The sequence below is a fragment of the Arthrobacter sp. MA-N2 genome (genome assembly GCF_000517125.1).
GTDB lineage: Bacteria > Actinomycetota > Actinomycetes > Actinomycetales > Micrococcaceae > Arthrobacter > Arthrobacter methylotrophus.
In genome coordinates, this window is sequence record NZ_KI912155.1 from 2,358,925 (window position 1) to 2,373,277 (window position 14,353).

Annotated in this window: 13 protein-coding genes; 10 read left to right on the forward strand and 3 right to left on the reverse strand. The window is 64.1% G+C overall.

What is annotated here, in order from left to right; all coding sequences use genetic code 11:
• Positions 1-170 precede the first annotated feature (170 nt).
• From A3M3_RS0111680 to A3M3_RS0111690, 3 genes are all read right to left on the reverse strand, one after another.
• Complete coding sequence (locus tag A3M3_RS0111680; protein ID WP_028266481.1) at positions 171-1,856, reverse strand: DUF885 domain-containing protein; 1,686 nt, start codon at positions 1,854-1,856, stop codon at positions 171-173.
• Between the two features lie 136 nt (positions 1,857-1,992).
• Positions 1,993-2,247: an acyl-CoA carboxylase epsilon subunit gene (locus tag A3M3_RS0111685; protein WP_197023213.1), complete on the reverse strand. Its 255-nt coding sequence runs from the start codon at positions 2,245-2,247 to the stop codon at positions 1,993-1,995.
• Positions 2,244-3,827 (reverse strand): acyl-CoA carboxylase subunit beta, encoded by a 1,584-nt coding sequence (locus A3M3_RS0111690; protein ID WP_028266483.1) that lies wholly within the window; start codon positions 3,825-3,827, stop codon positions 2,244-2,246. The genes A3M3_RS0111685 and A3M3_RS0111690 overlap by 4 nt, the downstream gene beginning before the upstream one ends.
• A 211-nt stretch (positions 3,828-4,038) precedes the next feature.
• On the opposite strand from A3M3_RS0111690, the gene A3M3_RS0111695 reads away from it, so the two are divergent.
• From A3M3_RS0111695 to A3M3_RS0111740, 10 genes are all read left to right on the forward strand, one after another.
• Positions 4,039-4,944 carry an SDR family oxidoreductase gene (locus tag A3M3_RS0111695; protein WP_028266484.1) on the forward strand — a complete coding sequence of 302 codons (906 nt, stop codon included), beginning with the start codon at positions 4,039-4,041 and terminating at the stop codon, positions 4,942-4,944.
• A 47-nt stretch (positions 4,945-4,991) separates the two neighbouring features.
• On the forward strand, positions 4,992-5,900 hold the full coding sequence (locus tag A3M3_RS0111700) for a biotin--[acetyl-CoA-carboxylase] ligase (RefSeq protein ID WP_028266485.1): 909 nt from the start codon (positions 4,992-4,994) through the stop codon (positions 5,898-5,900).
• Positions 5,893-6,528, forward strand: coding sequence for a PH domain-containing protein (locus A3M3_RS0111705; protein WP_028266486.1), 636 nt, complete (start codon positions 5,893-5,895; stop codon positions 6,526-6,528). The genes A3M3_RS0111700 and A3M3_RS0111705 overlap by 8 nt, the downstream gene beginning before the upstream one ends.
• On the forward strand, positions 6,518-7,681 hold the full coding sequence (locus A3M3_RS0111710; protein WP_028266487.1) for an adenylate/guanylate cyclase domain-containing protein: 1,164 nt from the start codon (positions 6,518-6,520) through the stop codon (positions 7,679-7,681). Before A3M3_RS0111705 ends, A3M3_RS0111710 begins: the two co-directional genes overlap by 11 nt.
• Positions 7,682-7,787: 106 nt before the next feature.
• Positions 7,788-8,597, forward strand: coding sequence for a PP2C family protein-serine/threonine phosphatase (locus A3M3_RS24830; RefSeq protein WP_051423133.1), 810 nt, complete (start codon positions 7,788-7,790; stop codon positions 8,595-8,597).
• Between the two features lie 91 nt (positions 8,598-8,688).
• Positions 8,689-9,309, forward strand: a complete 621-nt coding sequence (locus A3M3_RS28070; RefSeq protein WP_035741673.1) for a hypothetical protein — start codon at positions 8,689-8,691, stop codon at positions 9,307-9,309.
• Positions 9,310-9,344: 35 nt separating this feature from the next.
• Entirely contained in the window at positions 9,345-10,004 is a 660-nt protein-coding gene (locus A3M3_RS0111725; protein WP_028266489.1) for a dihydrofolate reductase family protein, read from the forward strand.
• Between the two features lie 70 nt (positions 10,005-10,074).
• Positions 10,075-12,336 (forward strand): NAD-dependent DNA ligase LigA, encoded by a 2,262-nt coding sequence (gene ligA / locus A3M3_RS0111730; protein ID WP_442853102.1) that lies wholly within the window; start codon positions 10,075-10,077, stop codon positions 12,334-12,336.
• Positions 12,333-13,166 carry an inositol monophosphatase family protein gene (locus tag A3M3_RS0111735; RefSeq protein ID WP_028266491.1) on the forward strand — a complete coding sequence of 278 codons (834 nt, stop codon included), beginning with the start codon at positions 12,333-12,335 and terminating at the stop codon, positions 13,164-13,166. The genes ligA and A3M3_RS0111735 overlap by 4 nt, the downstream gene beginning before the upstream one ends.
• A complete protein-coding gene (locus A3M3_RS0111740; protein ID WP_028266492.1) occupies positions 13,163-14,338 on the forward strand; it encodes an AAA family ATPase in 1,176 nt (391 codons plus the stop codon). Before A3M3_RS0111735 ends, A3M3_RS0111740 begins: the two co-directional genes overlap by 4 nt.
• Positions 14,339-14,353 lie beyond the last annotated feature (15 nt).

Sequence of the window (14,353 nt, forward strand, 5' to 3'; positions counted from 1 at the left end):
GAATTTTCAACCAGCGAACCGAAAATCCCGCGAATTCGCCGCCAGTCCAATCATTTATGAAGTTATTCACGGACGGAATGTGGGGAACATCTCGCACGGTTCGACCCATGTAACTCGCATTTGTTGTCGTTCTGAGCGTTCAAAAGGACAACAAATGCGAGTCAGTTGGGTTACTGCAGCAACGCCCGGCGAAGCGTGTCCAGCCCGACGGAGCCGATGTTCAGCGCATCCGTGTGGAAGGACTTCAGCTCGAAGCCCGGACGCTGTTCAAGTTCCGTGCGGATTTCCTCCCACAGCCGCTGCCCTACCTTGTACGACGGAGCCTGCCCCGGCCAGCCAAGGTACCGGGTAAATTCGAACTCGAGCTGGCCCGCGCTAATGGGAAGGTTGGACTTGAGGAATTCGAAGCCCTTTTCGGAGGTCCAGGTGCCGCTGCCCCAACGCTCGGGAACCTGTAGTTCAAGGTGGACGCCGATATCGAACACCACGCGGGCAGCACGCATGCGCTGCATGTCCAGCATGCCCATGTGGTCGCCCGGGTCCTTGAGGTAGCCAAGCTCCAGCATGAGCTTCTCGGCGTAGAGTGCCCAGCCTTCGCCGTGTCCGGAGACCCAGCAGACGTTGCGTCGCCAGTTGTTGAGGAGCTCGCGGCGGTACACGGCGGTGGCCACCTGGAGGTGGTGGCCGGGTACGCCTTCGTGGAACACAGTGGTGGTTTCGGCCCAAGTGGTGAAGGTGTCCTCGCCGGCGGGGACGGACCACCACATCCGGCCGGGACGGGAGAAGTCGTCCGACGGGCCGGTGTAATAGATGCCGCCTTCATCCGTTGGCGCGATGCGGCACTCGAGCGTTTTCATGATGTCCGGGATGTCGAAATGGACGTCGGCAAGTTCGGATACTGCACGGTCGGAGAGCTCCTGCATCCAGGCCTTCAGGGCGTCGGTTCCCTTGATTTGCCGCTCTGGATCGCTGTTGAGGATCGCCTTGGCTTCGTCGATGGTAGCGCCGGGCTTGATGTGCTCGGCCACGCGCTCCTGTTCGGAAATGAGCCTGTCGAGTTCCTGCACGCCCCACGCGTACGTTTCCTCCAAGTCCACGGTTGCACCGAGGAAGGAACGCGAGGAAAGTGCATAACGTTCGCGGCCCACAGCGTCTTTTGCCGGGGCGAAGGGCAGGAGCTCGGCTTCGAGGAAATCGGCTAAACGCGCGTAAGCGGAACGCGCGACGGCGGCACCGGCGTCGAGCTTTTCCTGCAGTTCCGCCGGCAGCGGCCGGCCGTCGATGGTGGCCTCGGAGGCGAGCCTGGCGAAGAATCCGTCCTCGGCCGAATATTTGCTGGCCTGTTCGATGACGACCCTGACCTGTCGGACGGCGGACACCTTTCCCTCTTCCTTGGCGGAACGAAGGGAAGCGATATAGCCATCGATCGCATGCGGAACGTTGGCAGCGCGGCCCGCGATGTGCACCCAGTGTTCGGCCGTGTCGGTGGGCATAAGGTCGAAGATCGCCCGGATGGTCTGGGCCGGGGACTCGATGTTGTTCAGGTCCGCGGCGTCCCAGCCGGACTCGTGGATCTCGAGTGCCAGGCCAAGCCGTTCGCGCATCGCGTCAAGGGTGACAACATCGGAGGCGTCCACGGGTTCGAGGGTGGCAAGTTCGTCGAGCGCGCCACGGGCTGCTTTGGCGAAGGCGGTTGCGCCGGCGGGCGAGAAGTCCTGGTATTCGGTCTCGTGTCCGGGCAGGCCGAGGGTCGTGGCGAGGCTCGGGTTGAGGGCAAGGAGGGTGTCCGTGTAGGCGTCGGCGACCGCATCGATGGCAGTCTGGAGGCGTGCCGGTGCTGTGTTAGGAGTAGTCACCCCAAGAGCCTAACCGCGCCCGGGTATTTGTGAAAGAGTTGTTGCACTCTTCGGCCACCCAACTAGCTGGCACTTGCTGTCGTTTTGAGCCGTGAAAACGACAACAAATGCGAGTCAGTTGGGTCAGCGCGCCGCTTCAGCCCCGGCTGCGCTTCCAGGCGCCCGGTCCCGGAGTGGGCTCCATGCGCAATTGCTGCCGCCGCAGCCAGTGCCGCGCACTGAGTCTGGGGGTCTCGGTTCGTTCCGGCGCTCCGAGGGAGGCGACGACGGCGGCAAGCGCCGCGAGCTCTTCCGGCGTCGGGTCTCCCTTGACCACCGAAAGCAACGGCTCGGCCGGCCCCGCTTCAGTGGAATCAGGCCCGGAGTCGGGGATGTTTCGCTCGGCGCTCACAGCGGGATGTTTCCGTGCTTCTTGGTGGGCAGGCTGGCGCGCTTGTCGCGGAGCGCCCGGAGGCCCTTGATGATCTGCAGGCGGGTTTCCGATGGCGCGATGACGGCGTCGACGTAGCCAAGCTCGGCAGCCTGGTAGGGGTTGAGGAGTTCTTCCTCGTACTGGCGGATGATTTCGGCCCGCTTGCCCTCGACGTCGCCGCCGGCCTCGGCGACGGCGGCAAGATCACGGCGGTACAGGATGTTGACGGCACCCTGGGCGCCCATGACGCCGATCTGTGCCGTGGGCCAGGCCAGGTTGAGGTCGGCGCCTAGCTTCTTGGATCCCATCACGATGTACGCTCCGCCGTAGGCTTTGCGGGTGATAACCGTCAGCTTGGGCACGGTGGCCTCGGCGTAGGCGTAAAGCAGCTTGGCTCCGCGGCGGATGATGCCCTGGAACTCCTGGTCCTTACCGGGTAGGAAGCCGGGGACGTCCACCAGGGTGATGATGGGAACATTGAAGGCGTCACAGTGGCGGACAAAGCGGGCTGCCTTTTCCGAAGCGGCGATGTCCAGAGTGCCCGCGAACTGCATAGGTTGGTTCGCCACGATGCCAACGGTGTGGCCTTCAACCCGGCCGTAGCCGATGATCACGTTGGGGGCGTAGAGCGACTGCATCTCAAGGAAATGGGCGTCATCGACAATCTGCTCGATTACCTTGCGCATGTCGTAGGGGTGGTTGGCCGAGTCCGGGATGAGAGTGTCCAGGGTGAGGTCGTCGTCGTCGAGCTCCAGTTCCTGTTCGTGCTCCAGGACGGGGGCCTCGGAGAGGTTGTTGGACGGGAGGAAGTCGAGGAGTTCGCGGACGAACTCGATCGCGTCGGCTTCGTCGCTGGCGAGGTAGGTGGAGGTGCCGGTCGTGGCGTTGTGCTGGCGGGCGCCGCCGAGGGTTTCCATGTCTACGTCTTCGCCGGTCACGGTCTTGATGACGTCGGGGCCGGTGATGAACATGTGCGATGTCTTGTCCACCATCACCACGTAGTCGGTGAGGGCGGGGGAGTAGGCGGCGCCACCCGCGCAGGGGCCCATGATGAGCGAAATCTGGGGAACGACGCCGGAGGAATGGACGTTGTTGCGGAAGATGTCCGCGAACATGGCCAGCGAGGCGACCCCTTCCTGGATGCGGGCGCCCCCGCCGTCGTTGATTCCGACCATGGGGCAGCCGTTGCGGAGGGCGAACTCCTGGACCTTGACGATCTTCTCGCCGTTGACCTGGCTCAGGGAGCCGCCGTAGACGCTGAACTCCTGGCTGTAGATGGCCACCAGCCGGCCATCCACGGTGCCGTAGCCTGAGACCACCCCATCGCCGAGGGGCTTCTTCTTCTCCATGCCGAATGCGGTGGAGCGGTGGACGGCCAAGGCGTCGAACTCGACGAACGAGCCCACGTCAAGGAGCATGTCGATGCGTTCGCGGGCGGTGTTCTTGCCGCGGGCATGCTGCTTCTCGATGGCTTCGGGGCCGGAGGGTTGTTCTGCACGGGCCTGGCGGTCGCGGAAGTCGGCAATCTTTCCCGCTGTCGTTGTCAGATCGTGGCTCATTAAATGTCTCCGGCTCTGTAGCTGATTTATGCTGGCACTGCTTCGTTAGGCATGCGCTCTTAAGTAGCATCCGTACAACGTGCTGGCCCTGTTGGCTAGTCTAATGACGCAAAAGCCCCGGACCGCTGTAGAAACCCTACAATTTTCCGACTTCAAGTCGAGCATCGAGCTATGTTACTCACTAGTAACATAGCTGGGCTACAGTATCCTCATGACCTCAAGCAACGACGCTTCTGCAAGCCCTGCCCTTCCCTACCAGGCGCGTGGATCACTGGAGGGCCGCACCCTCCTGATGTCCGGCGGAAGCCGCGGCATCGGTCTGGCAATCGCCACCCGCGCAGCCCGCGACGGCGCCAACATCGTTCTCCTGGCCAAAACCGGGAAACCCCACCCCAAGCTGCAAGGAACGGTCTTCACGGCCGCCGAGCAACTGGAAGCAGCGGGTGGGCAGGCGCTACCGCTCGTCGGGGATGTCCGCGACGACGACGACGTCGCCGCGGCGGTTGCCGCCGCCGTTGAACGCTTCGGCGGGATCGACATCGTCGTCAACAACGCCTCGGCCATCGATCTCTCCCGAACTGACGCGATCGACATGAAGCGCTACGACCTCATGCAGGACATCAACGTCCGCGGCACCTTCCTGCTGTCCAAGCTGGCGCTGCCCGCGCTGCGGAAATCCGGCAACGCCCATATTCTGACCCTTTCCCCGCCCCTGAACCTCGACCCGAAGTGGGCAGGCATGCATCTGGCCTACACCATGGCCAAATACGGCATGAGCCTGACCACCTTGGGCCTGGCCGAAGAACTCAAGAACGACGGCGTGGCGGTCAACTCCCTGTGGCCTTGCACCCTGATCGACACCGCCGCCATTCGAAACATGCCTGGCGGGGAACAGATTGTCCAAGCCGCCAGGGGTCCCCGGATCATGGCCGACGCGGCCCACGCCGTTCTGACCGGCTCGCACTTGGCCGGGTCCAATCCGAACGGCGGTTCAGCAAGTGATACGGGTAACTTCTACACCGACGAACAAGTATTGAAGGCCGCGGGAGTTGAAGACTTCAGACCCTATAGCTTGGGAGCCCCGGAGGCGAAGCTGGTGCCGGACATCTTCCTCTAAGCGGACAACTTCTTCCGGGACCTGCTTGGCTCGATAGGATTCTCTCTATGGATGTCGAACAGCCCGCCAGCAGTGAACCACGTGCCCCGCGCCCGGGCCTGGACCGCGACGCCCTGCTTCACCCCGGTTTCCTCGCGGCCGCTGGTATTCCGCAGCTGAAGATCGTGGAGACCACCGGCTCCACCAACGCTGACCTGCTTCGCGCCGTCACCACAGAGCCCAAGGAATGGGCCGACCTCGCCGTGCTTACCGCGGAGCACCAAACAGCGGCGCGGGGCAGGCTCGACCGCCATTGGGAATCTCCCGCACGTTCGGCGATTTCCGTTTCGATCGTCCTGCGTCCCGTCAACGCCCAAGGTCTGCCGGTCCCGACCCAGAGCTACTCCTGGCTTTCCCTGCTGGGCGCGCTGGCCCTGCGCGAGACCCTCTTGGAAACCGCAAACCTGCCCGCCGAAATCAAGTGGCCCAACGACGTCCTGGTCAGGGGCAAGAAGATCGCCGGCATCCTTGCCCAAATGGGGCCGCTGGGGGATGGTTCGGTCCCCGCCGTGATCCTGGGTACCGGCCTCAACGTGACGCTCGAGCAGGACGAATTGCCCGTTCCGACCGCGACGTCTCTCCTGCTCGAAGGCGCCTCCATCACGGACCGCACCGTACTTCTCCAGAACTATTTGTCCCGTTTCGCAGCGCTCTACCGCAGTTTCTGCAATGCCGACGGCGACCCCACGGCAGGACTGGCAGGCGGCTCTTCCCTCCACAAACGGGTTGAAGCTGTCATGGTCACTTTGGGACGCGAAGTGAAAGCGCATTTGCCGGGCGATCACGAATTGGTGGGACACGCCTCCCGGCTGGATGAGTACGGGTCCCTTTTGGTGGTGGACCATGGTGGCCACGAGCACGTGGTGACCGCCGGCGACGTCGTCCATCTAAGGGCTACCGAAAGCGGCTATGCGTAAAGAGCTCCTGCGTGGGGAGCAAGTCATCGTGATCACGCGGCAACAGCCAAGGATGCTCATTGGTCCCGTCCTGGCATTCATCCTTGTCCCGGCTGCATCGGCGTTCGCGTGTGCCTGGATAGTCAGGGGCGGACCGGGCAAGCTGCTTCCCGTGATCACGAGTGAGTGGAACCAATGGCTGGTGGGTGTGTGCCTGGCTGTTGTTGCGATAGTGCTGCTCGGCTACAGCCTCCCTGCCTTCATCCGCTGGCGCGGCATACGTTACATTCTGACAAGCGGACGAATAGTTGCCCGTTTTGGAATGCTTCGCAGGGGGGACTGGCAGGTGCCTTTGGCTGCGGTGCGTGGCGTGGGAATCAAGCAATCGCTGCTCCAACGGATATTGCGCTCCGGGAATATATCCTTGGATACCGGGCACCCCGGCGATGCCGTCCTGACGGATGTCCCGGAGGTCGGCACGTTCAGGAGCTTCATCCTGGACGCCATGGCCGAGCTTCCGGAGAGTGTCCACTTTGAGTCCGGCCGCGCGACGGGAAACGGCGATGATGGCGACTTTAGTGGGCCAGCCGGCTATCCGGATGCCGCGTTGCCCTGGCATATGAGAGAAGGTGGAAGAGATGAGCGTTGACGAGCAGGAGCCTGAGTACGTGGACCACGAGCCCGACGCCGTGTCCGAACCTTCCGTGGACCAAGCAGTAACGGGGGCTCTCCCGGTCGTCTCTGCGCCAACCGGCGCCTTGTCTGCTGAACGGGTTGCCATCAAGGCCCTTGAAAGCAGGCTGCTGGGCGGCGAACGCAAACTCCGGCGACGCGAAGTGGCTGCTGGAGCAGGCGTCTCGTTGTTGTCAGCCCGCAAACTTTGGCGAGCACTCGGATTCCCCAACTTCGGTGACCAGGATGTGGCGTTCACCGAGCGGGACCTCGCGGCCCTTTCGACCATCCTTGACCTCGTCCGCGCCGGAAAGCTCACTGAGGAAGCTGCCATTTCCGTGACGCGCGCCATCGGGCAAATGACCGACCGGATGGTGGTGTGGCAAGTTGAAGCGCTGATCGAGGACATGGTGGTGCAGCAAGGCATTCCCGACGCCGTTGCCCGCAAACAGCTGGTCAATGAACTGCCCAACCTCGTCGATGCCATGGAAGAGATCCTGTTGTACTCGTGGCGCCGTCAGATGAACGCCGGCGTGCAGCGTCTGGCCGTCCGTGCCGAGGCCGGCCTGCAGGCCAGCGAGGCAGGCCGCGAAGGGGACGAAGACGATGCGCCCTTGCCGTTGGCCCGCGCCGTCGGTTTTGCCGATCTTGTCTCCTACACGAGCCTGTCGCGCCGCATGAACGAGAAGACGCTGGCGCAGTTGGTCCAGCGTTTCGAGAACAAATGTGCGGAGATCATTTCCATCGGCGGCGGACGCCTCGTCAAAACCGTTGGCGATGAAGTGCTCTACATTGCCGAAACACCGGCGGCCGGTGCCGAAATTTCCTTGGCCCTCGCCCAAGCCTTCACCGAGGACGAAATCCTCCCGGAAGCCCGCGTGGCCATGGTTTGGGGACGCATCCTTTCCCGGCTCGGCGATATCTACGGGCCCACGGTGAACCTCGCGGCGCGCCTCACAGCCTTGGCGGAGCCAGGAACGGTTCTGGTCGATGAGATGACGGCGGGGGCCCTGGGCCAGGACGAACGGTTTGTCCTGGTGCCGCAGAAGGCTGAAAACGTCCGCGGTTTCGGGGAAATCCTCCCCGTCCGGTTGGCCCGCGGTCTTGGCAAGGGCCTTGTTCTCGACTGATCCCCGAAGGGACACAGGCCTTGGGGTTGACTCTCGGATCGTGGCATAGTCGTCTCCGCAGCCCAAGGGACCGCTTGGGCAACCGTTCCATCCACCGAGGACAAGAATGAATTCGCCGTCCGCAGCAACCGCACCCGAGCCGGGATTGACACTGGCCTTTGGCTGCCGGACAGACCGCGGCCTCGTGAGGGAGCTCAATGAAGACTCCCTCCTTGCGGCGGACCCGGTCTTCGCGGTGGCTGATGGCATGGGCGGACACGAGGCAGGCGAGGTCGCCAGCGAATTATGTGTCAAGACGCTCCGCGACATGCTCCCGTTGGCGGCGGGCGTCCGATCCTCCACCGCGATTGCCCTGCAAGAGTGCATCTTGGCCGCCGACGCCCGGATCCGGAATGCTACCGGTGGCCGGGCGGGAACGACGCTGTCCGGCGTGGTCGTCGTCGAGCAGTTCGGCGTCCCCTACTGGCTGGTGATGAACATTGGAGATTCCCGGACCTACCGGCTGAGCCAAGGCCTGTTCACCCAGATCAGCGTGGACCACTCGGAGGTCCAGGAACTCGTGGAAACCGGACGCCTTACGGAGGAAGAGGCCGCCGTTTACCCGCGGCGCCATGTCATCACGCGGGGATTAGGTACCGGAGACGCTACTGAGGCCGATTTCTGGTTGCTGCCCATCCTGGACGGAGACCGGATCTTGGTGTGTTCGGACGGTCTCACCGGAGAACTGGACGACGAACACCTGTCCCGGATTCTTGGGACGGTGGCCGGCCCCCAAGCGTCTGCTGATGCTCTGATCGAGGCTGCGCTGCGCAGCGGCGGACGCGACAACGTCACCGCGATCGTGGTGGATGCCAGACTCACGATCAGCGATGCCAAAAGTACCGGTACTCGCTCATCTCACGAGCGCCGAGGGTGACCGGATTTGCGACACGCCCGGACTTTGTAGGAAGATTCCGGTCAATACCACCCCAACTCCGGGCGGCCCGTGCCGCCCTGCAGAGGTAAACATGACCCAACGCTCTTCCGCGCGCCCTGGCGGCGCGCCCCGTGCTGCCGTGCGTCGCCCGTTCTCCGTTGCCCTCACGGGCGTGGCCATGGCCATGATGATGTGTGCATTCCCGTTGCTTTCGGCCCATGCCGAGACCGTCGTGGCTCCCGACCAAGGACAAGTTTCCCCTGCCCCTGCCCCGGACCCGGGACCACCCGAGCCCACGCCTACCCAGCCGAAGGTGGTGGATCCGGCGCCCTCCAAGCCACCCGTCCCCGTGCCGGTGGTGCCGGCACCCGCCCCGGTGGTAACCGTGCCTGCCGCGCCCGAACCGGCCACCATGACACAGGTGACGGTGGCACCGGAACCCAGCGTGGCGACGTCGGAGGCTCCTATGGCCTCCAGCCCGGCGACCCCGTCGGACAGCCCGACGACGAGCAGCGCCTCGCCGTCGGCTTCGTCCAACTGGAACACCCCCATCCAGGACGGACTCAACGCCACCCAAGCGGCCTCGGTGAGCGGCACTTCCGGGCCGGGTTCGGACATGTTCGCGGTGGTTGCCATCATGGGCGGCGTGCTCTTGGTGGCGGCAGGCGGCATTGCTTTCGCTTTATGGAGCCGGCACCGGTTCTCGCACTAAGGTGATTGCAAAAGGCAAGCACTTCAGGAGATGACATGTCCCTCGTCCGTGTGCATAACTTCTCGGTCTCCCTCGACGGCTTCGGCACTGGCGAGGGCCAGCAACTCGACGCTCCGTTCGGTCACGCAGGCTCACGGCTCATGGAGTGGGCTTTCGGGACGCGCACCTTCCGCGAGATGGGCATCCACGGGGAGTCGGAGGGATCCTTCGGCGTAGACGACGCGTTCGCCAGCAGGTGGGGGCCCGGGATCGGCGTGGAGATCATGGGGCGCAACAAATTCGGCCCCCAACGCGGTCCCTGGGAGGACGAGGAATGGAAGGGATGGTGGGGCGACGACCCTGTCTTCCACACCCCTGTGGTTGTTCTGACACACCATCCTCGGCCGGTACTCGAGATGACAGGCGGAACAACCTTCCACTTCATTGACGCCGACCCCGTCTCCGCGCTTAAGCAGGCCCGCGCCCTGGCCGGCGGTCTCGACGTCCGGATCGGTGGCGGCGTCAGCACGATTCGACAGTTCCTCGACGCCGATCTGATCGACCACATGCACATCGTGGTCGTGCCAATCGTCCTGGGCCGGGGCGAACGCCTCTGGGAAGGACTCGAAGGACTCGAACAACGCTTTGAAATCGAAGCGACCCCTTCTCCACACGGAGTTCTCCATCTGGTCTTCACTCGCCGCACGGCCGGGTAGGCCAACCTGGGAGCCGCAACGGTGGCACGTCATCCGCCATGGAGACCGCGGATTGCGGCAAGATAGGTACGTGAGCACAGCAGAGAGCGAAACCGCAGTTCCAAGCGAATCCGTACGGGAAGAGTACGAAAACCTGGCGGATCTCGTCCGCAAGTACCGCTACGCGTACTACCAGGAAGATGCCCCGACGGTCTCGGATGCCGAGTTCGACTCCCTGTATCGCCGCCTCGAGGAACTCGAAGCCCTGCATCCCGAGCTCGTTTCCAACGACTCTCCTACGCAGGAAGTGGGCGGCGAGGTCTCCGCGGCATTTGCCGCCGTCGCGCACCTTCAGAGGATGTACAGCCTGGAGGATGTCTTCTCGCTCGACGAGTTGGAAACGTGGGTCCGCAGGGCTGAGGCTTCGGTCGAAAAGCTAGGCACCACGGCTTCCCGCATCGCGTGGCTGACGGAGCTGAAGATCGACGGCTTGGCCGTGAACCTGCTCTACCGCGACGGCAAGCTCGTGCGCGCCGCCACGCGCGGAGACGGAACCACAGGCGAGGACATCACACACAACGTGCTCACCATCAAGGAAATCCCGCGCCAACTGAGCGGCGGCGGATTTCCCTCCGAGGTGGAAATCCGCGGTGAAGTCTTCATTCCGTCCAAGGCTTTCGCTGAATTCAACGAGGCGCTCATCCAGGCCGGTAAGGCGCCGCTTGCCAACCCCCGCAATGCCGCGGCAGGTTCGCTGCGCCAAAAGGACCCCGCAGAAACGGCCAAGCGTCCGTTGCGGATGTTCGTCCATGGCATCGGCGCGCGCGAAGGCCTCGCTTCCGCGAGTCAATCCGAAACGTACAAACTGCTGGGGGAGTGGGGCCTTCCGATCAGCCCGTACCTGAAGGTCCTGGGCTCCCTTGAGGAAGTCCTGGACTTCATCAAGCATTTCGGCGAGCATCGGCACGACCTCCTGCACGAGATCGACGGCATCGTGGTCAAGATCGACGATTTCGCTACGCAGCGTGCGCTCGGTTATACCTCGCGGGTGCCGCGTTGGGCCGTTGCCTACAAATATCCGCCGGAGGAAGTCCACACCAAGCTGCTGGACATCCAAGTCAACGTCGGCCGCACCGGCCGCGTGACTCCCTACGGGGTGATGGAACCCGTCAAGGTCGCTGGATCCACCGTGGAGATGGCCACCCTGCACAATCAGGACGTGGTGAAGGCCAAGGGCGTGATGATCGGCGACATCGTGGTGCTGCGCAAGGCCGGCGATGTCATCCCGGAGATTGTCGGGCCGGTGCTGGCGTTGCGTGACCAGCAGGATCCTCCCGTGCGCGAGTTCGTGATGCCCACGGAATGCCCGTCCTGCCACACACCCCTGGCTCCAGCCAAGGAAGGCGATGTCGACATCCGCTGTCCCAACGCGAAGTCCTGCCCCTCGCAACTGCGTGAGCGTGTCTTCCATGTGGCGAGCCGTGGCGCGTTCGACATCGAGGCTTTGGGCTGGGAAGCAGCCATCGCGCTCACGCAACCCGAGGAACCGGAAACTCCGCCCCTGCGCAACGAGGCGGCCTTGTTCAGCCTCAGGCCGGAGGACCTCGCCGACGTGCGCATCCGCCGCGAGAAGCGTTCGAAGGGCGTGGGCACGGGCACCTTCGAACTCGTGCCGTACTTCTACTCCAAGGCCACTGCCAAGACTCCATCGAAACCCACGGCCACTACGGAAAAACTGTTCAAAGAACTCGAGAAAGCCAAGACGCAGCCCCTTTGGCGCGTCCTTGTTGCCCTGTCCATCCGGCACGTCGGGCCCACCGCGTCAAGGGCCTTGGCCACTGCCCTGGGGAGCATGGACGCCATCAGGGCCGCCTCCGAGGAGGAACTAGCCAACGTCGACGGGGTAGGGCCGACCATCGCCGCGGCGCTCAAGGAATGGTTTGCCGTGGACTGGCACCGGGAGATCGTGGACAGCTGGGCCGCCGCCGGCGTCCGCATGGTTGACGAACGCGACGCCGGTGTCCAGCGGAACCTGGAGGGCCTCACCATCGTGGTGACGGGCTCCCTGCCTACCTTGAGCCGGGACGAAGCCAAGGAAGCCATCATCATCCGGGGCGGCAAGGCGGCGGGCTCGGTGTCCAAGAACACCAGTTACGTCGTGGCGGGAGAGAATGCAGGCACCAAGCTGGATAAGGCTGAACAGCTCGGTATCCGGGTGCTGGACGAGGACGGTTTCAAGGCATTGCTCGACGGCGTGCTGGAACCTGCCGGCGGGGCCGGCCCAGACGACGAAGACGCAGCTGTTGCCGCGGGCGAAAGTGTTGCCCTGGCTGAAATGGAGGACTCCGAATGACCGCCGAGTTTTTGAATCTTCTCGCCGTTGCCCGGGCGGCGGCTGCAGCCGGTGCGCAGGTACTGGCCGGCCGGCCCTCGGGCCCCAACATTGCGGGGAGCCTCGGCGTCGTGAACAAGGGCGACGCCGGCGACTGGGTGACGGCTTTCGACGTCGCGGCCGAGAACGCCGTGCGGGAGGCCATTACCGCCGAACGCCCGCACGACACCATTACGGGGGAAGAGCACGGGACGACCCGGCCCGAGCAGCCCAGCGGCTATCGCTGGTCGATCGACCCGTTGGACGGGACCACCAACTTCATCCGCAACATCGTCTACTACGCCACGTCCGTGGCGGTTGCCGATGCCGACGGCGTCTGGCTGGCCGGCGTCGTCAACGCCCCGGCCTTGGGGCGTGTCTATTCGGCCGCCCGCGGCCACGGAGCCTGGCTCGAGGAAAATGGCCAACGCACCCAACTGAGCGGACCGCTCGCCGGCCGCACCGGGCTGATCGTTGCCTCCGGGTTCAGCTATGATCCCGCCACAAGGGCTGAGCAGTTCGCCGGGCTCGGGAACCTCATGGAAGGCTTCGCGGATCTCCGCCGTCTCGGCTCGGCCGCGCTGGACCTCTGTCTCGTCGCCGACGGAACCCACGACGCTTTCGGGGAGCGTGGGCTCAACGAGCACGACTACGCGGCGGGCGCTTTGATTGCAGAGGAAGCCGGCTGCTGGGTCCGCCGCCCGCGATTGACCAGCCCGCTGGATGGCGGTCCAACGGACGCTGAGCGGCTGGAAGCCTGGACCTGCGCTGGGACCTTGGAACTGTCGGGCAAGTTGTGGGCGCTCCCGTGATAAGGACACTGGCCATTTCCAATTACCGCTCCATCCGGGACCTGACCATGGAGTTGCATGGCCTGGACCTGGTCACCGGTTCCAACGGCAGTGGCAAATCCTCGCTGTACCGTGCCCTGCGGCTGTTGTCCGAGTGTGCCGGGAGCGACTCAGGGGGTGTGGTGGGGTCGCTGGCCCGCGACGGAGGACTCAACTCAACGCTTTGGGCCGGGCCTGAAACCATCAGTGAAGCCATGCGGCGAGGCGAAGTACCGGTCCAGGGAACTGTCCGGAAGGAGTCCGTGAACCTGAAACTGGGTTTTGCCGGGGACGACTTCGGCTATCTGGTCGACCTCGGGCTCCCGGCTCCCGGAGCGGAGTCGGCGTTCAACCTCGACCCGGAGATCAAGCGCGAACAGGTTTTTTCCGGCCCCGTAGCCAGACCCGGGTCGGTGCTGGTGGACCGCAAGGGGGCCAACGCCCGCCTGCGAGGCGCCAAGGGTGAGTGGACGGAGCTCTCCCGGCGCCTGCATGCTTACGAAAGCATGCTCACTGAACTCTCCGACCAGGACAGGGCCCCCGAAGTGCTCAGGGTCCGGGACATGGTGCGGTCCTGGCGGTTCTACGACCATTTCCGCACCGACCATGAAGCTCCGGCCCGCCAGGCCCAAATCGGTACAAGGACTCCCGTACTCCACCATTCCGGGTGGGACCTTGCGGCAGCCTTGCAGACGCTCCACGAGACGGGCCAGAGCGGTCTGCTCGAGGACGCGATTTGCAGCGCTTTCCCGGGCAGTAAGCTCCGTATCGCCGTCGTCGAAGGCCGCTTCAGCGTCGAACTCCAACAGCCGGGCATGCTGCGCCCAATGGCGGCCTCCGAACTGTCGGATGGCACCCTTCGCTACCTCATGCTCGTTGCAGCCCTGCTGACACCGAGGCCGCCGGAACTCATGGTGCTCAACGAGCCCGAAACCAGCCTGCACGCAGAGCTGATTCCGGCGCTGGCCCGGCTCATTGTCCAGGCCAGCGAAAGCAGCCAGATGATTGTGGTCTCGCATTCTGCATCGCTGATCGCCGCCCTGAGGAAAAGCGGACGCGCGCACCAACACGAGCTTTACAAGGACGTAGGCGAGACCAAGATCAAGGACCTTGGCGCTTTGGAAGGGCCGCCCTGGTATTGGCCCAGTCGCTGACTCCTTTCCCGGATT